Source organism: Bacillus cereus group sp. MYBK95-2, from assembly GCF_051915225.1.
Lineage (GTDB): Bacteria > Bacillota > Bacilli > Bacillales > Bacillaceae_G > Bacillus_A > Bacillus_A cereus.
The window spans coordinates 238,194-255,473 of record NZ_JBQAEH010000005.1 but is presented as its reverse complement, the minus strand read 5'-3'; the positions used below and the strand labels follow the sequence as shown (position 1 = coordinate 255,473).

The following is a 17,280-nucleotide window of genomic DNA, read 5'->3' as shown; positions in this document are numbered from 1 at the left end:
TTTTATTGACATTGATTAAAACTTTTTATATTATACTTACATAAGGTAAGTTATTAACTTTTAAAAAACAAATCTTGAATTAAAGATAAAGAGAAAAAAGGGAGAGAATACAATGACAAAAGTACTATTTATTACAGCAAATCCAAATTCAGCAGAAGGTTCTTTCGGAATGGCAGTAGGGGAAGCTTTCATCGAAGCTTATAAAAACGAACATCCACAAGACGAAGTTGTAACAATTGATTTATTCAACACTACAGTACCAGCAATTGATGCAGATGTATTTGCTGCTTGGGGTAAATTTGCAGCAGGTGAAGGCTTTGAAGCTTTAACTGAAGTTCAACAACAAAAAGTAGCAGCAATGAACACAAACTTAGAAACATTTATGAATGCAGATCGTTATGTATTCGTAACTCCAATGTGGAACTTTAGCTATCCACCAGTAGTAAAAGCATACTTAGATAACGTAGCAATCGCAGGTAAAACATTCAAATATACTGAAAATGGTCCAGTCGGCTTATTAGAAGGTAAAAAAGCACTTCACATTCAAGCAACAGGTGGCGTATATTCTGAAGGAGCATACGCAGCTGTAGACTTCGGTCGTAATCACTTAAAGACTGTATTAGGATTTGTCGGTGTGAATGATACTGAATATATTGCAGTTGAAGGCATGAATGCAAACCCTGAAAAAGCACAAGAAATTAAAGAAGCAGCAATTGCTAATGCTCGTGAATTAGCAAAACGTTTCTAATATAGAATGCTTAAAAAGTCCGAACACTTGCTGTTTGGACTTTTTTTCTTCTTTTTCCTTCGTTTGTCTAGTATAATGAAGGTCGGAATGATAATAGGTGGGGGTTCTGTATGATTCAAACGTTTTTTAAAATCTTTTATTTAATTTTAATCGTAATTGCGATTACACCGAGAATGTGGCGTCTTAAAAGACAAGTAAATACGATGGCGCCAAAAGAAAAAGACAATGCTGTGTATAAAACGACAAATTGGTTTGGTAAGAAAATGGTACGTGTAGCTGGAGGGGCAGTAGAAGTGAAAGGACTTGAAAATGTTCCGAAAGACAAGCCAGTACTAGTTGTAAGTAATCACCAAAGTAATATGGATATCCCTGTTTTACTAGGTTACTTAAATAAACCAATTGGATTCGTTTCAAAAGCAGAGATTAAAAAGTTCCCAGTTGTACCAACTTGGATGGAACTGATGAATTGTGTATTTATGGATCGTAGCGATCGTCGTCAATCTCTTCAAGCGATTAAAGATGGAATTGAACTATTAAAGAATGGACATTCTATCGTAATTTTCCCTGAAGGAACGAGAAGTAAGGGTGGCGAAGTTGGAGAGTTTAAGGCTGGTAGTTTTCATCTTGCAGTAAAGTCAGGTGTAGCAATTTTACCTGTAACGTTAGATGGTACATATAAGATGTTTGAAGCAAATGGAAATCGTATGAAGCCAGCTCATGCAACAGTAACAATTTCTAAGCCGATTACACCTGAAGATTATGCGAATATGGATATTAAAGAATTAACGAAGCATACACAGGAAGTTATTGCATCACAATTACATAAGTAATAAAAAAGGATTCAGCTTATCGTAAGCTGAATCCTTTTTATTATGCTGTAGGTAAGACATAAAAGAGTACACAGAAGAACATCATCGCACTACCACCTAAAACGAACAGGTGCCATATGGCATGGTTGAAAGGTAGCTTTTCCCAAAGGAAGAATATAGCTCCGACAGAATATAAAATGCCACCTGCTAAAAGTAGTGAAAAACCATGTCCAGTTAGATTTTCATAAAGTGGTTTAATAGCAACGATTATGAGCCATCCCATTATGATATAACATAGCGTTGATGCCTTAATAAAGCGACGTACAAAGAAAATTTTGAAGACGATACCTCCGATTGCTAGTGTCCATATTATAGCAAGCAACGTCCATCCTAATGGGCCACGAAGTGTAATAAGTAGAAAAGGAGTATACGTGCCAGCAATCAATAAGTAAATGGCTGAATGATCTAAAATAGTAAATATTTTTTCTACTTTAGGATGATGAATGCTATGTAGCAATGTTGAAAACAAGTACAGTAAGAACATACTTACACCATAAACAGTAAATGCAACTACGGCTGATGCGGTACCGTGCTTAGAAGCATGAATAATCAATATGATTAAGGCAGGGATGCTTAAAATGGCACCGATACCATGTGTAATTGCATTTGCAATTTCTTCTTTTACAAATTGGGTCATTCGTGTCATTTTTTCAGTCATAATGCAAATCCTTTCTACTATCATAAAATAATATGTCATTTCCCTTACCATATCATACACAAGAGCAATAGAAAATGAAATTTGTATAATTGATTATATTTTTGAATTTTTTTGACAAAAGACAATGGATTTGTTGACGTTTTCAAACTTTTTTGACAAAATAAAATTATGTAATAGTAGGACAAGGAAACTACTAATAAAGGGGATGGGGAAATGTTTTCAAATATTGGCTTTCCAGGGTTAATTTTAATTTTAGTAGCAGTACTCATTTTATTTGGACCTAAAAAATTGCCGGAAATCGGGAAGGCTTTAGGGGAAACGTTAAAAGAGTTTAAAAAATCAACGAAAGAATTGACAGATGACGCATTTCAAGAAAAGGAAAAGAAAGAAAAAATGTAGTGTATTTTCCTTGTAATGGATAAATAAAGTGTGGTGAACGAGATGGAAAATCGGGAAATGAGCGTAGTAGAACATATTGTTGAGCTTCGAAAAAGAGTAATATATACGGTGTTATCCTTTGTACTATTTTTAATTATTGGATTTACTTTTACAAAGGATATTTATTTTTGGCTTGTAAAAGATTTACCAATGAAATTAACTGTTCTCGGTCCAAGTGATGTATTGTGGATTTTTTTCTCGATTGCTACAGTATTTGCTATCGTTTGTACAATTCCTTTTGCTGCTATACAAATTTGGTTATTTGTAAAACCGGGTTTACATCCAAATGAACAAAAGATGACAATAATGTATATACCGGTATTGTCTATATTATTTATTGCAGGTTTATGTTTTGGATACTTTATTGTAATGCCGTTTCTATTTCACTTTTTAACTACGATAGGTAATGAAATGTTTAATACGATGTTTACGACAGAAAAGTATTTCCATTTTGTACTTAATTTAACAGTTCCATTTGCTGTGATTTTTGAATTGCCAGTCGTTGTAATGTTTTTAACTAGTATTGGAATACTTACGGCGGAATTTTTAATAAAAATAAGAAGGTATGCTTACGTAGCATTAATTATCATTGCATCTTGTATATCACCGCCAGACTTTTTATCTCATAGTTTAGTTGCAGTGCCGCTTATTTGTATTTATGAAGTAAGTATTGCGTTATCAAAGGTTGTTAGTAAGAGGAAAAAGAAAAGAGAAGAAATGCAGTCGAAAAGTGCCTCGTTATAAAGGCACTTTTTTATTTATTTGTTATACTATAGCTATAAACGTATACAATATATAGAAGAAAAAAATTATAGAATCTCCAAAATTTAGACAAACTTTGCGCTTTTATAAGCTTATACTAAATGTATTAAACAATTGATGGATAATGAGATTCCCGTCTCAGAGATATTTAGGACGGGAAGGTGAATTAGGTGGAGATGAATAGAGTATAAATCTTCTAGCCATAAGGACTACAGAAATCATATAAGTCTGATTTTACTCCACTTTAAACAACGTGTTACAGCGCAAAGTAGAGGAAGTTCAAAAATCCAATGAAAAAGAGGATTGATATTGTGATTACGAAAAGTTTTTATTTCACTCATTCAACAGGGGATTGCATTAAAATATTCGAAATCCCTGTCCTACAGGCACAGCATCCATTATCGTTTCTAATTCAGTCTCGTCTTCAATTATTTATTGCAAAAATTCAAAAACAAAAACACCCAAGATTTTCGTATTCTTTCCGTGAATATTTACAAAATTGTTTGAAGTGGAATGATTATTTAAATGTATATAAAACAAATACCCTTGAAAAAAATGCATGATACGAAGTACGGACAGGGTTAGTAAACTCTGTCTTTTTCATTTTAGATATGAAAATATAATTAATTTGATGAAATTTCGTTCCAAATTGTTGAAAGCAATGGGAATACTAGTATAATAACAAGGAGAGCGTATTGGAAAGGGAAGAAGTATAGTATGCAAAAAATTAAAATTGTAACAGATTCAACGGCAGATTTATCACAAGACGTAATCGAAAAGTATGACATTCATGTTTTACCATTATCAATCTCTGTAAATGGACAAACATATTTAGATCGCGTTGATTTACAACCTGACGAATTTATTGAAGAAATGATTAAATCAGAGGAATTACCAAAAACATCACAACCAGCTATGGGTACATTTGTAGAAATGTATGACAAGCTAGGGGAAGATGGAAGCGAAGTCCTTTCTATCCATATGACAAGTGGAATGAGCGGTACTGTAGCAACTGCAAATAGCGCTGCATCAATGACGGATACAAAAGTAACAGTTGTTGATTCTCAATTTATTACACATGCTTTAGCATATCAAGTAATTGAAGCTGCAAAAATGGCAAATGACGGACGCTCACTAGAAGAAATTTTAAAACGTGTAGATGAAGTAAGAAAGAATACTCGTTTATATGTAGTAGTGGATACATTAGAAAACTTAGTGAAGGGTGGACGTATCGGTAAAGGAAAAGCGTTTATCGGTTCTCTACTTAATATAAAGCCAATTGCTAGTCTTGAAGACGGTGTTTATAATCCTGTAACGAAAGTTCGTAGCCAAGGCCAAATTGTAAAAACATTAGCTAAGTTATTTGAGCAAGATACGGCTGGAAAAGTCGTAAAAGCTGTTGCAATTCCGCATGCGAAAGCAATTCCTTTAGCTGAAAGTATGAAAGCGGCGGTTGAAAAAGTAAGTGGATTTGCTCAATCAGAAATTTTCTATACAACGCCTATTATTAGTACTCATACAGGTCCGGGCGCAATCGGATTTATGTATTTAGCAGAGTAATAAAAAAGCTACTTGAAAATATATTTCAAGTAGCTTTTTTATGTAAATAGAAAGTAAGAAATAAGAAGAGCTACACAGGCACTACCGCTAATGATATAGCGAGTCTGTAAATATTCATTCATAGAAAACACCCTTTATCCCGCTATTTGTGGACAGTAAAACTCTCTACCTCAAATTTAGCTGGAGCAAAGAGGTTAGGTAGCGGGCTGCCCGTAAAAGCTTGATTGGTGAAGGCAAATAATCAGTGGGGATGAAGAAAACCCACTAATTAAAGTTTCACTATAGGATTTTCTATATTATATGTTGGATATAGAAAATCAGTCATTACGTTACACATGTAAAGTTTCAATTTTTTCGTTTATTTGCTTATTATTTGTTGCGTTACTATAAATAAAAGTTTGACCTAAAAAGAGTACATGCAGTTGTTCCCACGGTAACATGCGCAAATTCCAATTATTTCGAAGTCTAGTTATTGCTTCACGAGGTGTTTCATCGGCGAGTGCAAAAGCTCCGTAATGCATTGGTATAAAATGCGTAGCGTTTAAATCTAAATAAGCTTGCACGGCCTCTTCAGGTGAAACATGAGATACTTTCATAAACCATTCTGGTTCATAAGCGCCAATGGGCATAAGAGCAATATCAATTAAAAAGCGTTCACCAATTTCTTTGAAACCTTGGAAATAGCCACTGTCACCACAAAAATATATGGTTTCCATAGTCGTTTCATTATCAATAATCCATCCACCCCAGTGAGACGTATTCATATCAAATAAGAATCTTCTCGTCCAGTGCTGAGCGGGTACGAAGTGAAAAGAAACTTCGTTAATTATCGTACTTTCCCACCATTTATACTCTTCTACATGTTTAAATTTCTTACGAGTAAATAATTTTTTTAATCCAATAGGTACAAGATATAGAACATCATCATTCAACTGACGAAGAGTTGAAAAATCTAAATGATCATAATGACCATGTGAAATAAGGACAATATCAATTTTAGGTAGTGCTTCTATAGAGAGTCCAGGTTCTGTAAGTCTTGGAACTAGCTTTAATTTATTAGCCCATACTGGATCTGTTAATATATTAAGTCCATTCGTTTGGATAAGAAAAGTGGAATGCCCAATCCATGTGATAGTCGTTTTTTCAACATTACTTTGCAAAAATGCACTTTGTTTAACGGGTGATTGTTCTACTAAGAAAGAAAAATCTTTTTTGTTTTGCTTTCGTTCTTTACGCCAGCGTAAAAAAGAGCGAATTGATTTTTTTGTACTAACATTATCCATATTTTCATAGCGCTTTGCCATGAACATCACCTCATTTAAAATCGTTGTATTTGTATTGTACCGAAATGTTGTTAAGGAATACAGTGTAAAACATGGATTAATGTTTAAGGAATTGTTAAAAAATAGGGAGAGGTATTTACAAAAGTAACAATAAAAATTAGTTTTATCACTTTTATTTAGAGAAAGAATAGTAAAAAAATATATTTTGTCTAGTAATTCGCTTGAAATAAAAAAGTAACATACGTAAATTCGTACGATTTCGTGAACAAATGCAGTAAACAATTTTCTCGTAGTGTTAACTTTTGTTATTATAAACATAACCTATTTAAATTTAGGATAGAGAAAAGAGGTTTATAAATGAAGCGTTATCAAAAAATAATTGGTCTTATGGTTGTATTTTGTCTCTTTGTACTTGCTGGATGTAGTGAATCAGGTTCAAAGCTTCGTAAACCATTAAATTGGGATTTAGAAACCTTCCAATTTACAAATCAAGATGGAAAGCAATTTGGTACAAAAGATTTAAAAGGGAAAGTTTGGGTTGCAGATTTTATGTTCACAAATTGTCAGACAGTTTGTCCACCAATGACTGCAAATATGGCCAAGCTTCAAAAGATGGCAAAAGAAGAGAAATTAGACGTTCAGTTTGTTTCATTTAGTGTAGATCCAGACCTTGATAAGCCAGAAAATCTGAAAGCTTTTATTCAAAAGTTTACAGAGGATACTAGTAACTGGAATTTATTAACGGGGTATTCGTTAGAAGATATTACAAAGTTTTCAAAAGATAATTTCCAATCACTTGTAGATAAGCCGGAGAACGGTCAGGTCATGCATGGTACATCATTTTATTTAATTGATCAAAACGGAAAAGTAATGAAAAAGTATAGTGGCATTAGTAATACGCCATACGAAGACATTATACGTGATATGAAGCGATTAGTGGGTTGAAAATAAGGGTGCATAGCACCCTTATTTTTTTGCATTAGTCTATCGATAAAATGTCATGTTGCTGGGGAAGTTTCGGCGCCCGAATTTCTAATACGCCGTTTTGATAAGAAGCTTTTGCCGCTTTTTTATTAATTGAATACGGCAATTTAATCAATCTTGATGCTTCTGAAATGGAACGTTCTCGGCGATAATAGTTATGGGATGTTTGTTCTTCTTCCTCTTCAAGTATCTCTTCTTTTACAGAGACTTTTAAGTATTCACTTTGTATTTCAATTTGGATTTGTTCTTTTTGTATACCTGGTAGTTCAGCTGTAACAACGAGTTCTTCACCAACTTCATATAAATCTACAGGGAATGTTAATAAACGGTTTCCTTTTTGGAAAAAATGATTTAAATCAGCGATTACATTGCGAAGAGGTGTTTGCTCGAAGAAATCATCAATTTGCTTTAAGTAATTACGAACCGGTGGGCGAGAAGAATCTTTTTTTTCTTCACTCATGGTATTCCCTCCTAGAAATCAATTTGCAATATCATATGACAAAAGCGGAGAAAGGTGAGTGCCTAGTTTTCATGTTTTCATAAAAAATTGTTAAAAATGTGAAATGGAGTGATTTTTTTATAGTTTTTGGTCGCCATATTCAGTTGATTATGCTAGTATAAATAGGGTTGATATAGTAGTATAGAGACAGAATGAAAACTGAAAGAGGGTAAGAAGTATGTGTGGTTTTGTAGGATGTTTATGTGAAAACCCTAGAGAGTTTTCAGAAACAGAAAAACATCAATTTGAAAATATGAACACGATGATTTTCCACCGTGGTCCAGATGACGAAGGATATTTTCGTGATGAACATGTACAATTTGGCTTCCGCCGTTTAAGCATCATTGACTTAGAGGCAGGACATCAGCCGCTAACTTATGAAAATGATCGATATGTAATTATTTTTAATGGTGAAATTTACAACTATGTAGAATTACGTGAAATGTTACTTGAAAAAGGTGCAACGTTTGCAACGCAATCTGATACAGAAGTTATCATTGCATTGTATGCACATATGAAAGAAAAATGTGTAGATTACCTTCGTGGTATGTTTGCATTTATGATTTGGGATCGTGAAGAAAAGAAACTTTTCGGTGCACGTGATCACTTCGGTATTAAACCTTTATACATCGCACAACAAGGTGATACTACATTCTTCGCATCTGAGAAGAAAAGTATTATGCATGTGATGGAAGATAAAGGCGTTAATCCAACGTCACTACAACATTACTTTACGTACCAATATGGTCCAGAGCCAGAAACTTTAACAATTGATGTTAATAAAATCGAGCCTGGTCATTATTTCGTAAAAGAAATCGGTAAAGAGATGGAAATCCATCGCTACTGGAAACCTTATTTCAACGCTTCAAGTGCAACGAAAGAGGAGCATATCCAAGCAATTCGTGATGTGTTATACGATTCAGTAAAAGTGCATATGCGTAGTGATGTACCAGTAGGTTCATTCTTATCTGGTGGTATCGATTCATCTATCATCGCTTCTATCGCAAGAGAAATGAATCCAAATCTTTTAACATTCTCTGTTGGTTTTGAGCAACGTGGTTTCAGTGAAGTTGATGTTGCGAAAGAAACTGCTGAGAAATTAGGCGTTAAAAACCATAACGTATTCATTTCAGCGAAAGAATTTATGGATGAGTTCCCAAAAATCATTTGGCATATGGATGATCCTTTAGCTGATCCAGCAGCTGTACCATTGTACTTCGTTGCGAAAGAAGCACGTAAACATGTAACAGTTGTTCTTTCTGGTGAAGGCGCAGACGAGCTATTTGGTGGTTATAACATTTACCGTGAGCCAAACTCACTAAAAATGTTCTCTTACATCCCTAGTCCAGGTAAGAGCGTTCTAAAAGCATTAAGTGGTGCTCTTAAAGAAGGATTTAAAGGTAAGAGCTTCCTAGAGCGTGGATGTACACCAATTGAAGAGCGTTACTATGGAAATGCTAAAATCTTCCGTGAAGAAGAAAAAGCTGAATTAATGAAGTATTACAATGAAAGTGTTAACTATATGGATATCACGAAACCATTGTATAACGAGATTAAAGATTATGATGATGTAAGTAAAATGCAGTACATTGACATGTTCACATGGTTACGCGGTGACATTTTATTAAAAGCTGATAAAATGACAATGGCAAACTCATTAGAACTTCGTGTACCGTTCTTAGATAAAGAAGTATTCGATGTTGCATCTAAAATTCCAACTGAATTTAAGATTGCTAACGGAACTACGAAAGCTATTTTACGTGAAGCAGCACGCGGAATCGTTCCAGATCACGTATTAGATCGTAAAAAACTTGGATTCCCAGTACCAATTCGTCACTGGTTAAAAGACGAAATGCATGATTGGGCTATAAATATTATAAACGAAAGTAAGACAGAGCATTTAATCGACAAACAGTATGTATTAAACTTACTGGAAGCACATTGTGCAGATAAAGGCGATTATAGCCGTAAAATTTGGACTGTACTTGCGTTTATGGTATGGCACCAAATTTATGTTGAGCATAAATACGATACGAATAAGTTCCATGAAGAAACAAAACGTGCGTATAGCTTAGTTTAATTAGAAAAACCTTAAGATCGCATACGGTCTTAAGGTTTTTTTCATAAATAGGAAGTATTATTGATACAATAATAGTAAAAGGATGGACAACATATGATTACGTTTGAGAAAGTTACTGTAGAAAATGAAAGCGTTGTTAAAGAAATGTTTAAATCGCATAGTTTAGGTGAGAAAAAGGTACAGTACTGTGTGAAAGTTGATGATACATATATTGGTGTAATAGATTATAGTGTACAAGAGGAACGGGCTGTTTTATCACAGCTAATTATTCATTTTGATTACCAAGGTTACGGTTATGGTACAAATACGTATTTTACATTTGAAGAAATGATGAAACAAAGAAATGTGAAAGAAATAAAAGTGCTACAAGAGAAATTAACAGAAAAGGCGAAGTCTTTCATAGAGAGTTTTGGTTTTACTTCAGAAGATGAAGAGTATGTAAAGAAAATATAACGATGATTATTTATGCGATACAATAAATATAAGGCAGGTGGATGTATGACGATGACTTCTGGTCTTGTATTAATTGGAGGGTGCTTTATAGTAGCAGAATTATGTCATATAATCATTCGGAAAAGAATGATTAAGAAAAAAAAGCCGTATGAATTACAATACGTCCCTGTCTTTTTCATTATGTTTTGCATGCTTAGTACATTACAAAATCTAATAAACTTTCCACCACTTGTAAATGTTTTTTTAAAGTTCGGTTTACTTTATAGTGGTGTTGGAATAGCACTTTTATTTATTTTATTTTGCATACGTTATGTTCACTATCAATCGTATATATTTATTTTAAATTGGTTAAAGCAAGATGATAGAAACCGCCTTACATAAGGCGGTTTTTTTATTTGCAATTGTAACAGAATTTGTACATTTCACATAAAATAGGACGAGTAGAAATGCAAACATATTACAAGAAAGGGGCGAGGCAATAAAATGAAACTTGTTATAGACGCAGGGCACGGTGGATATGATTCTGGTGCTGTTGGTAATGGTTTAGTAGAAAAAAACTTAACACTTCAAATTGCTAGACGCGTTCGAGACATTTTAACGGTAAATTACCCAATTACAATTAAAATGACACGTGATAGTGATGTGTTTATTTCTTTATCTGAACGTGCTAATATTGCTAATGCTTTCAGTGCGGATTATTTTATTTCATTTCATATTAATAGCGGCGGGGGTACAGGTTTTGAAAGTTATATTTATAATGCGTTATCCAATAGCAGCACTGCATATGCAAAGCAACAAAAAATGCATACAGCTGTCAATCCTGTATTAACAAAATATGGTCTTCGTGATCGAGGAGCAAAAAAAGAAAATTATGCGGTATTAAGAGAAACCGCAATGGATGCAATTTTAACTGAGACTGCTTTTATTGATACAGCTTTTGATGCAAATTTATTAAAAAATCCACAATTTATTGAAGATCTAAGTCAAGCGTATGCAAATGGAATAGCAGCTATTTTTGGAGTAGCTCCAAATCCACAACCTCCTAACCCACAACCGGTACCTCAAACGAAGGGAATCGCTTATGTTCTTGGGAAAAATGTAAATTTAAGAAATGGTCCATCAACTTCTTCCTCAGTTATTCGTCAATTAAATTCTCCAGAATCTTACGTTGTATATCAAGAAAGTAACGGATGGCTAGATTTGGGGAATGGACAATGGGTGTATAATGATTCTTCTTACATTAATTTTGTAAAGACAAGCAATAGTGATGGAAGCCCGATTGGGGTTGCATATATACAAGGGATGAATGTAAATTTAAGAAGTGGTCCATCAACTACATCTGCAGTTATCCGCCAATTAAATTCTCCAGAATCTTATTTAGTATATATAAATGAAAATGGTTGGTTAAACCTTGGTGGAAATCAGTGGGTATATAATGACCCAGCGTATATTAAGTATACTCAATATTAGGAATTGAAATGATAGTGCAATATGGATGCGTATCCTTGTTATGTATAACAAGGATACGCATTTTAATAACAACATTTTTTTCATACTTATGCACTATGTTTTAAAAAGAAACATTAGAAAAGCGGATAGAATCTAAATAGTATATATTAAAAAAGTTTTCTGATATACATTGACAATGTATGTAAGATACATTAATCTTTAAATGTTAATGATAATCGATTTCATCTAGGGAGGACATATGATACATACTAAAAAACTAATTATGTTCTGCATTATGATACTCATGGTTGTAATTGCAGGATGTAGTAAAGAAGAGAAAAAAGAAAATAATATATCAGCGAAAGCAAAAGATTCATATACGGTAAAGCATGCAATGGGTGAAACGACAGTAAATGGTACACCTAAAAAAGTTGTTGTTTTAACAAATGAAGGCGCAGAGGCTCTCCTAGCTGTGGGCGTAACGCCAGTGGGGACTACGAAACCACGTGCTGGTGATGAATGGTATCCTCATTTAGCGAAAGAGTTAAAAAACACGGAAGTTGTAGGAACTGAACGTGATATTAATTTAGAGGCTGTAATGAAGCTTAAGCCAGATTTAATTATCGGAAATAAAATGCGTCATGAAAAAATATATGATCAGCTAAAAGAAATCGCACCAACTGTTTATGCAGAAACATTACGCGGTGATTGGAAAGAAAACTTTACACTTTATACAAAAGCTGTAAATAAAGAAAAAGAAGGGCAAAAAGCTCTTGATGATTATAAAAAACGCATTGAAGGAATGAAAGAGAAGTTAGGCGATAAATTGAATTCTAAAGTTTCTATTATTCGTTTCGTGCCAGGTGATGTTCGTATTTATCAAAAAAACTCATTCTCGGGCGTTGTTTTAAATGATATTGGATTTAAACGACCACCATTACAAGATAAAGATGATTTTGCGATAAAAGGAATTACAAAAGAGCAGATTCCAAATATGGACGGAGACTACTTATTCTATTTCACGTCTGATAAAGATGCAGATAAGAATAATGAAGGAAATTCGTTAGCGAAGGAATGGACAGAAGATCCACTCTTTAAGCAACTACAGGCTTCTAAAAATAATAAAGTATTCCAAGTGGATGAGGTAATCTGGAATACAGCAGGCGGTATTAAAGCTGCGAACCTTATGTTAGATGATATTGAAAAATATTTCCTTAAATAAATGATAAAATACATCACTTTTACGAAGTGATGTATTTTTAGTTTGTGAAAATACAGAAAATTCCTTCTTTCAGGGTGTCATAAGTTGTACAATAAAATCAATCATGTGATAAAGGAGTGGGGAAGAATGAAAGCTACTCATAAAGATTGGATCTTGTTTAATGGGAGAATGATTAATACGAAAGAAGAACAGCCGATGGTAGCATTAGAAGAGAGAGGCTTCCAATTTGGTGATGGGATTTATGAAGTATTTAGACTATACGATGGCAAGCCTCATTTATTAGATTTACATTTGGAACGATTCTTTAACTCTATGGCAGAAATAAAACTAATTCCACCATTTACGAAGGAAGAATTAGTAGAAGAGTTATATCAAATGATTGAAAAAAATCAATTTCAAGAAGATGGGAATGTATATTTACAAATATCAAGAGGTGCACAACCGCGCAATCATGTATATGAATCAGATTTACAACCGACATATTTTGCAAATCTTGTTTCGTTCCCAAGACCAGTTGCTTCAATGGAGGCAGGGATTAAGGTGACAGTAGAAGAGGACATCAGGTGGAAGTTTTGCCATATAAAATCTTTAAATTTGCTTCCTAATATCATGATCAAAAACAAAATAAATGAACAAGGGTATCAAGAAGCAATATTAGTACGAGATGGTATTGTGACTGAAGGGTGTCATTCCAATTTCTTTATCGTGAAGAATAATAAGTTGATTACACATCCAGCGGATCATTTCATTTTACATGGTATTACACGTCACTATGTAATTACATTAGCGAAAGAGTTACATATCGATGTAGAGGAACGAGAGTTTTCATTACAAGAAGTATATGACGCTGAGGAGTGCTTCTTTACAGCGACGCCACTTGAAATATTCCCAGTCGTTCAAATTGGTGATGAACAGTTCGGGGCTGGTGAAAGAGGACCAATTACGAAAAAACTACAAGCTGCATACGAAGAGAGTATTCGTTTGTTTAAAGTGACAAATTAATCATGAAGAAAAAAGCTGGTATTCTTCCGGCTTTTTTTCATGATATAATTCAAGCATAGGACAAGTTTTGAAAACGCTGTAAAAAGGGGATTTAATATATGAATTATGAAGATTTTAAAGAAGTAATTCACGGAAGACGAAGTGTTAGAAAGTTTACAGATCAAGAAGTATCTACTAATGATATAAAAGAAATAATTGATTGTGCTCGTTACGCACCAAGTGATACGAATTCACAAACGTGGGAATTCTTAGTTATCATGAATCGAGAGAAGATTAAAGAAATTGAACAAATGACGTGGGATGCATTACATAAACTTGCGGCAAAAGCAGCAGAAAATGGAGAAGAGAAAGCAGGGAAATTACTTACACGTTCTTTCGGACCATATGCAACAGCTTTCTCGGAGGCACCAGTATTAATCGTATGTTTGGCAACACCATATGAATCAAAGTTCCGTGAAAAGATATTTGATCCAATTGCTTTTGTTCCAAATTCAGTTTGGGAGGAAGAAGGCATTAAGAGTAGCTGTTTAGCGGCACAAAACTTAATGTTAGCTGCACATGCAAAGGGACTTGGTACTTGTCCAATGACAGGGCCAGTATTGCTAGCTCAAGATGAACTGCGCCAATATTTACAAGTTGAGCCTGAAAAACAAATAAATATGGTTATTTCACTCGGATTTCCGAAAGATAAACCGAAGAAACTTCCAAGAAAAGAAGTAGATGAGATTACAACGTTTGTTTTTTAATTGCTGTATAGAAAAGACATTGAATTAACAATGTCTTTTTATTTTTGAGGGTATGTAATTCATATGTTGGGCTAAAATGATAGATAAGAGGAAATTACTATTTATTTCATAAAAAAAATTAATGTTCTATTAAGGAAAGTATGATACATTAATCGTGAGCAAGATTCTATTTGTTCATGAAAGTGTTGAAAGTAGTCTCAAAATTTAAAAGTTATTTTTGTATAATAAATTATAATGAAGTTACAGGGGGGATGAATTTTGAAAAAATTCATAATCACTGGATTGTCTGTATTGTTATTAGTTGGTTGCGGTGCTCCACAGGAAAAAGAGGACGCGCAATCAAAACAGGAAGAACAAGTTGTAAACGCAAGTGATGAGAATATGGTTGTATTTCCTGAAGGAGCAATGTCAATTGGAGAAGGGAAAGTAAAAGTTATTACTCCAGATGGTACTTCTGAAAACGGCAATATACCGACTGTATTCATCAAAAAGGATACGTTAATTCAGCAAGTTGAATTAGAACTTTCTAATTTTCAAAGTGATAAAGAAACATTCGTATTTGTAGATCAAATGTATACAGATAAACATCAAGTAACTAGTACAACGCAGACAACAGTGCAGTTAAAAGAAAAAACGCTGGAAACAGGTAGTCATACAATTACTGCAGTTCAGTATGAAAACAATGACCCGAAAGGAAAGGTTATTAGTTTTAATCAAGCAACATTTGAGACAAAACCTGCGTCTTAATAAGAATAAAAAGTACATTACTCAAAAAGTAGTGTGCTTTTTTGTTTGGACTAAAGTGGGCAAGAGTGAATAACTTATTTCATTTTCTAATACGATTAAATAGGAAGTAATCACTTGTTACTACTATGACAGAGAAAGAGGTTGAATACGTGAATCGGTGTATTCGTATCATTTTGATTAGCCTAATGATGGCAGTAATTTGGTTTACGATACAAGAGTTTATGCAAATAACGCTCAATTATCAAATTCATGACTTGTTAATAGGAGCTATTTGTTTTACCATTGTTTATCTATTATATGATAAACTCGGACTAAGGTAAGTTTCAGAAGAAAAATGTAGGTATTTCATTTGAAATGTCGAATAGTACATACGATGTCGTAATAACAAATTTTCTATTGTTTACTGTGAAACAGAAGAAGGAGAGATAGTGGTTATGAAACGAGCTCTTATTAATATTGATTATACATATGATTTTGTAGCGGAAAAGGGTGCTTTAACTTGCGGGAAACCAGGACAGGAAATTGAGAAGGAAATTGTACATATAACGAAGCAATATATTGAAAATGGAGATTACGTTGTCTTTGCTATTGATAAACATGAAGAAAATGATGTATATCATCCAGAATCAAAGTTATTCCCACCTCATAATATAGCTGGTACAAGTGGAAGAGATTTGTTTGGTGAATTACAAGATGTGTACGAAACATATAAAAATGCAGAGAATGTATATTATATGGACAAAACGCGATACAGTGCGTTTGCTGGAACGGATTTAGAGATGAAGCTAAGAGAAAGAGGAATAGAAGAAGTTCATCTTGTAGGTGTTTGTACTGATATTTGTGTTCTTCATACAGCAGTAGATGCTTATAATAAAGGGTTTAAAATTGTTGTTTATGAAAAGGCGGTTGCATCTTTTAATGCACAAGGGCATGAATATGCACTTGGACATTTTAAGTCATGCTTACATGCAGAAGTGAAGTGAAAAAAGAGGCCTTTAAAAAAGGTCTCTTTTATTTGTCCATGTTCATTGAAAACAGCTACAGCAACTCCTGCTAGATTGAGTGGTCTTGATCCGACAACTTTTCTAAGTTCTTCAATATATCCCATTGTATGTAACCTCCGTAAGAAAAAATAAGAGCAAATAAACTATTCGTTATTATGTAAATATATTCCTCTTTATAAGGGGAGAGATGACATATAACTTATTTGTTTTATTTGGTAAAATATACATCAAAAAAGGTCAAACAAAAACTTTGACCTTTTTTGACCAAATGTTATAATAAAGGCAGAAAGAGATAATCTTTCATTCATAAATAATAAGGAGGAAAAAATATGCGTAATTTATTTCCAGAGATAACAAAACGTCAAAATGGCATTTTTGATTTTGGGCCTTCTTTATTAGAAGGGATGACAGATGCTTTCTTTAAGCCACTGAACATGGATACTTTTAAAGTAGATGTTCATGAGCAATCTGGTAAATATACTGTGAAAGCAGATTTACCAGGTTTTCAAAAAGAAAACATTCAAGTTGATTTTGAACAAGATATATTAACGATCCAAGCAACGAATCATAATGAAGTAGACGGAAAAAATGAGAATGGCACATATATTCGTAAAGAACGTTCTATAGGTTCTGTAACTCGACGCTTTAATTTTAAACAAGTTGAGGAAGAAAATGTTAAAGCAAATTATAAAGATGGCGTACTGACAATTGAATTGCCAAAATTGAAAGAAGAAAAAAGTAGTAAGACAACAATTAATATTGAATAAAAGAGCTGA

The 17,280-nt window shown here is 33.5% G+C and carries 21 protein-coding genes and 1 pseudogene; 18 read left to right on the top strand and 4 right to left on the bottom strand.

Annotated elements, in window-relative coordinates; all coding sequences use genetic code 11:
* The first annotated feature begins 112 nt into the window (after window positions 1-112).
* The gene (locus ACTFN4_RS18775) at window positions 113-748 is read left to right on the top strand and encodes an FMN-dependent NADH-azoreductase (RefSeq protein WP_000170025.1); all 636 of its coding nucleotides are present in this window, start codon (window positions 113-115) and stop codon (window positions 746-748) included.
* A gap of 110 nt (window positions 749-858) precedes the next feature.
* Window positions 859-1,578, top strand: a complete 720-nt coding sequence (locus ACTFN4_RS18770; RefSeq protein ID WP_000616577.1) for a lysophospholipid acyltransferase family protein — start codon at window positions 859-861, stop codon at window positions 1,576-1,578.
* Window positions 1,579-1,618: 40 nt separating this feature from the next.
* Here the strand turns inward: ACTFN4_RS18770 and trhA are convergent, their stop codons facing one another.
* On the bottom strand, window positions 1,619-2,275 hold the full coding sequence (gene trhA, locus ACTFN4_RS18765) for a PAQR family membrane homeostasis protein TrhA (RefSeq protein ID WP_000136889.1): 657 nt from the start codon (window positions 2,273-2,275) through the stop codon (window positions 1,619-1,621).
* A 213-nt stretch (window positions 2,276-2,488) separates the two neighbouring features.
* On the opposite strand from trhA, the gene ACTFN4_RS18760 reads away from it, so the two are divergent.
* The 4 genes from ACTFN4_RS18760 to ACTFN4_RS18745 all read left to right on the top strand — a co-directional run bounded on the left by ACTFN4_RS18760 (window position 2,489) and on the right by ACTFN4_RS18745 (window position 5,035).
* Window positions 2,489-2,674, top strand: coding sequence for a twin-arginine translocase TatA/TatE family subunit (locus ACTFN4_RS18760; RefSeq protein WP_000492443.1), 186 nt, complete (start codon window positions 2,489-2,491; stop codon window positions 2,672-2,674).
* Window positions 2,675-2,716: 42 nt separating this feature from the next.
* The gene (tatC, locus tag ACTFN4_RS18755) at window positions 2,717-3,457 is read left to right on the top strand and encodes a twin-arginine translocase subunit TatC (RefSeq protein WP_000431523.1); all 741 of its coding nucleotides are present in this window, start codon (window positions 2,717-2,719) and stop codon (window positions 3,455-3,457) included.
* Between the two features lie 329 nt (window positions 3,458-3,786).
* Window positions 3,787-4,038 carry a DUF2535 family protein gene (locus ACTFN4_RS18750; protein ID WP_000629012.1) on the top strand — a complete coding sequence of 84 codons (252 nt, stop codon included), beginning with the start codon at window positions 3,787-3,789 and terminating at the stop codon, window positions 4,036-4,038.
* Window positions 4,039-4,192: 154 nt separating this feature from the next.
* Window positions 4,193-5,035: a DegV family protein gene (locus ACTFN4_RS18745; protein WP_001169470.1), complete on the top strand. Its 843-nt coding sequence runs from the start codon at window positions 4,193-4,195 to the stop codon at window positions 5,033-5,035.
* A gap of 329 nt (window positions 5,036-5,364) precedes the next feature.
* Here the strand turns inward: ACTFN4_RS18745 and ACTFN4_RS18740 are convergent, their stop codons facing one another.
* Window positions 5,365-6,339, bottom strand: a complete 975-nt coding sequence (locus ACTFN4_RS18740) for an MBL fold metallo-hydrolase (RefSeq protein WP_001129630.1) — start codon at window positions 6,337-6,339, stop codon at window positions 5,365-5,367.
* 336 nt (window positions 6,340-6,675) lie between these two features.
* On the opposite strand from ACTFN4_RS18740, the gene ACTFN4_RS18735 reads away from it, so the two are divergent.
* Window positions 6,676-7,263, top strand: coding sequence for an SCO family protein (locus ACTFN4_RS18735; RefSeq protein ID WP_000833335.1), 588 nt, complete (start codon window positions 6,676-6,678; stop codon window positions 7,261-7,263).
* Between the two features lie 34 nt (window positions 7,264-7,297).
* On the opposite strand, the gene ACTFN4_RS18730 is transcribed toward ACTFN4_RS18735, so the two are convergent.
* Window positions 7,298-7,762: an Hsp20/alpha crystallin family protein gene (locus ACTFN4_RS18730; RefSeq protein ID WP_001288085.1), complete on the bottom strand. Its 465-nt coding sequence runs from the start codon at window positions 7,760-7,762 to the stop codon at window positions 7,298-7,300.
* A gap of 217 nt (window positions 7,763-7,979) precedes the next feature.
* Here ACTFN4_RS18730 and asnB point away from each other — a divergent pair, with 217 nt between their 5' ends.
* The 10 genes from asnB (at window position 7,980) to ACTFN4_RS18680 (ending at window position 16,483) form a co-directional block, all read left to right on the top strand.
* Window positions 7,980-9,881, top strand: coding sequence for an asparagine synthase (glutamine-hydrolyzing) (gene asnB / locus ACTFN4_RS18725; RefSeq protein ID WP_000333816.1), 1,902 nt, complete (start codon window positions 7,980-7,982; stop codon window positions 9,879-9,881).
* A gap of 93 nt (window positions 9,882-9,974) precedes the next feature.
* Complete coding sequence (locus ACTFN4_RS18720; RefSeq protein WP_000627523.1) at window positions 9,975-10,334, top strand: GNAT family N-acetyltransferase; 360 nt, start codon at window positions 9,975-9,977, stop codon at window positions 10,332-10,334.
* A 51-nt stretch (window positions 10,335-10,385) separates the two neighbouring features.
* Window positions 10,386-10,715: a hypothetical protein gene (locus ACTFN4_RS18715; RefSeq protein WP_000200455.1), complete on the top strand. Its 330-nt coding sequence runs from the start codon at window positions 10,386-10,388 to the stop codon at window positions 10,713-10,715.
* Between the two features lie 102 nt (window positions 10,716-10,817).
* A complete protein-coding gene (locus ACTFN4_RS18710; protein WP_000779891.1) occupies window positions 10,818-11,804 on the top strand; it encodes an N-acetylmuramoyl-L-alanine amidase in 987 nt (328 codons plus the stop codon).
* 238 nt (window positions 11,805-12,042) lie between these two features.
* On the top strand, window positions 12,043-13,005 hold the full coding sequence (locus ACTFN4_RS18705; RefSeq protein WP_000581989.1) for an ABC transporter substrate-binding protein: 963 nt from the start codon (window positions 12,043-12,045) through the stop codon (window positions 13,003-13,005).
* A 126-nt stretch (window positions 13,006-13,131) separates the two neighbouring features.
* Window positions 13,132-14,007: a D-amino-acid transaminase gene (gene dat, locus ACTFN4_RS18700; protein WP_000648383.1), complete on the top strand. Its 876-nt coding sequence runs from the start codon at window positions 13,132-13,134 to the stop codon at window positions 14,005-14,007.
* 98 nt (window positions 14,008-14,105) lie between these two features.
* Complete coding sequence (locus ACTFN4_RS18695) at window positions 14,106-14,753, top strand: nitroreductase family protein (protein WP_001105288.1); 648 nt, start codon at window positions 14,106-14,108, stop codon at window positions 14,751-14,753.
* Between the two features lie 258 nt (window positions 14,754-15,011).
* On the top strand, window positions 15,012-15,500 hold the full coding sequence (locus ACTFN4_RS18690) for a hypothetical protein (RefSeq protein WP_000713496.1): 489 nt from the start codon (window positions 15,012-15,014) through the stop codon (window positions 15,498-15,500).
* Window positions 15,501-15,625: 125 nt separating this feature from the next.
* Window positions 15,626-15,820, top strand: coding sequence for a hypothetical protein (locus ACTFN4_RS18685; RefSeq protein WP_017674122.1), 195 nt, complete (start codon window positions 15,626-15,628; stop codon window positions 15,818-15,820).
* Window positions 15,821-15,934: 114 nt separating this feature from the next.
* Window positions 15,935-16,483 carry a cysteine hydrolase family protein gene (locus tag ACTFN4_RS18680; RefSeq protein WP_000816763.1) on the top strand — a complete coding sequence of 183 codons (549 nt, stop codon included), beginning with the start codon at window positions 15,935-15,937 and terminating at the stop codon, window positions 16,481-16,483.
* 29 nt (window positions 16,484-16,512) lie between these two features.
* Here ACTFN4_RS18680 and ACTFN4_RS18675 read toward each other — a convergent pair.
* Window positions 16,513-16,608 (bottom strand): annotated as a pseudogene (locus ACTFN4_RS18675) (DNA mismatch repair protein MutT); the annotation flags it as partial.
* 225 nt (window positions 16,609-16,833) lie between these two features.
* Between ACTFN4_RS18675 and ACTFN4_RS18670 the strand changes: the two are divergent.
* Window positions 16,834-17,271 carry an Hsp20/alpha crystallin family protein gene (locus ACTFN4_RS18670; protein WP_439962666.1) on the top strand — a complete coding sequence of 146 codons (438 nt, stop codon included), beginning with the start codon at window positions 16,834-16,836 and terminating at the stop codon, window positions 17,269-17,271.
* Window positions 17,272-17,280 lie beyond the last annotated feature (9 nt).

What these genes read in the sequence shown, in the direction of transcription:
- ACTFN4_RS18670 (WP_439962666.1), top strand. Translation starts at nt 16,834, where the DNA reads ATGCGTAATTTATTTCCAGAGATAACAAAACGTCAAAATGGCATTTTT.
- ACTFN4_RS18760 (WP_000492443.1), top strand. Translation starts at nt 2,489, where the DNA reads ATGTTTTCAAATATTGGCTTTCCAGGGTTAATTTTAATTTTAGTAGCA.
- ACTFN4_RS18705 (WP_000581989.1), top strand. Translation starts at nt 12,043, where the DNA reads ATGATACATACTAAAAAACTAATTATGTTCTGCATTATGATACTCATG.
- ACTFN4_RS18685 (WP_017674122.1), top strand. Translation starts at nt 15,626, where the DNA reads ATGACAGAGAAAGAGGTTGAATACGTGAATCGGTGTATTCGTATCATT.
- ACTFN4_RS18720 (WP_000627523.1), top strand. Translation starts at nt 9,975, where the DNA reads ATGATTACGTTTGAGAAAGTTACTGTAGAAAATGAAAGCGTTGTTAAA.
- ACTFN4_RS18735 (WP_000833335.1), top strand. Translation starts at nt 6,676, where the DNA reads ATGAAGCGTTATCAAAAAATAATTGGTCTTATGGTTGTATTTTGTCTC.
- ACTFN4_RS18730 (WP_001288085.1), bottom strand. Translation starts at nt 7,762, where the DNA reads ATGAGTGAAGAAAAAAAAGATTCTTCTCGCCCACCGGTTCGTAATTAC.
- ACTFN4_RS18770 (WP_000616577.1), top strand. Translation starts at nt 859, where the DNA reads ATGATTCAAACGTTTTTTAAAATCTTTTATTTAATTTTAATCGTAATT.
- ACTFN4_RS18695 (WP_001105288.1), top strand. Translation starts at nt 14,106, where the DNA reads ATGAATTATGAAGATTTTAAAGAAGTAATTCACGGAAGACGAAGTGTT.
- ACTFN4_RS18715 (WP_000200455.1), top strand. Translation starts at nt 10,386, where the DNA reads ATGACTTCTGGTCTTGTATTAATTGGAGGGTGCTTTATAGTAGCAGAA.
- asnB (WP_000333816.1), top strand. Translation starts at nt 7,980, where the DNA reads ATGTGTGGTTTTGTAGGATGTTTATGTGAAAACCCTAGAGAGTTTTCA.
- ACTFN4_RS18745 (WP_001169470.1), top strand. Translation starts at nt 4,193, where the DNA reads ATGCAAAAAATTAAAATTGTAACAGATTCAACGGCAGATTTATCACAA.
- dat (WP_000648383.1), top strand. Translation starts at nt 13,132, where the DNA reads ATGAAAGCTACTCATAAAGATTGGATCTTGTTTAATGGGAGAATGATT.
- ACTFN4_RS18775 (WP_000170025.1), top strand. Translation starts at nt 113, where the DNA reads ATGACAAAAGTACTATTTATTACAGCAAATCCAAATTCAGCAGAAGGT.
- ACTFN4_RS18740 (WP_001129630.1), bottom strand. Translation starts at nt 6,339, where the DNA reads ATGGCAAAGCGCTATGAAAATATGGATAATGTTAGTACAAAAAAATCA.
- ACTFN4_RS18680 (WP_000816763.1), top strand. Translation starts at nt 15,935, where the DNA reads ATGAAACGAGCTCTTATTAATATTGATTATACATATGATTTTGTAGCG.
- ACTFN4_RS18710 (WP_000779891.1), top strand. Translation starts at nt 10,818, where the DNA reads ATGAAACTTGTTATAGACGCAGGGCACGGTGGATATGATTCTGGTGCT.
- tatC (WP_000431523.1), top strand. Translation starts at nt 2,717, where the DNA reads ATGGAAAATCGGGAAATGAGCGTAGTAGAACATATTGTTGAGCTTCGA.
- trhA (WP_000136889.1), bottom strand. Translation starts at nt 2,275, where the DNA reads ATGACTGAAAAAATGACACGAATGACCCAATTTGTAAAAGAAGAAATT.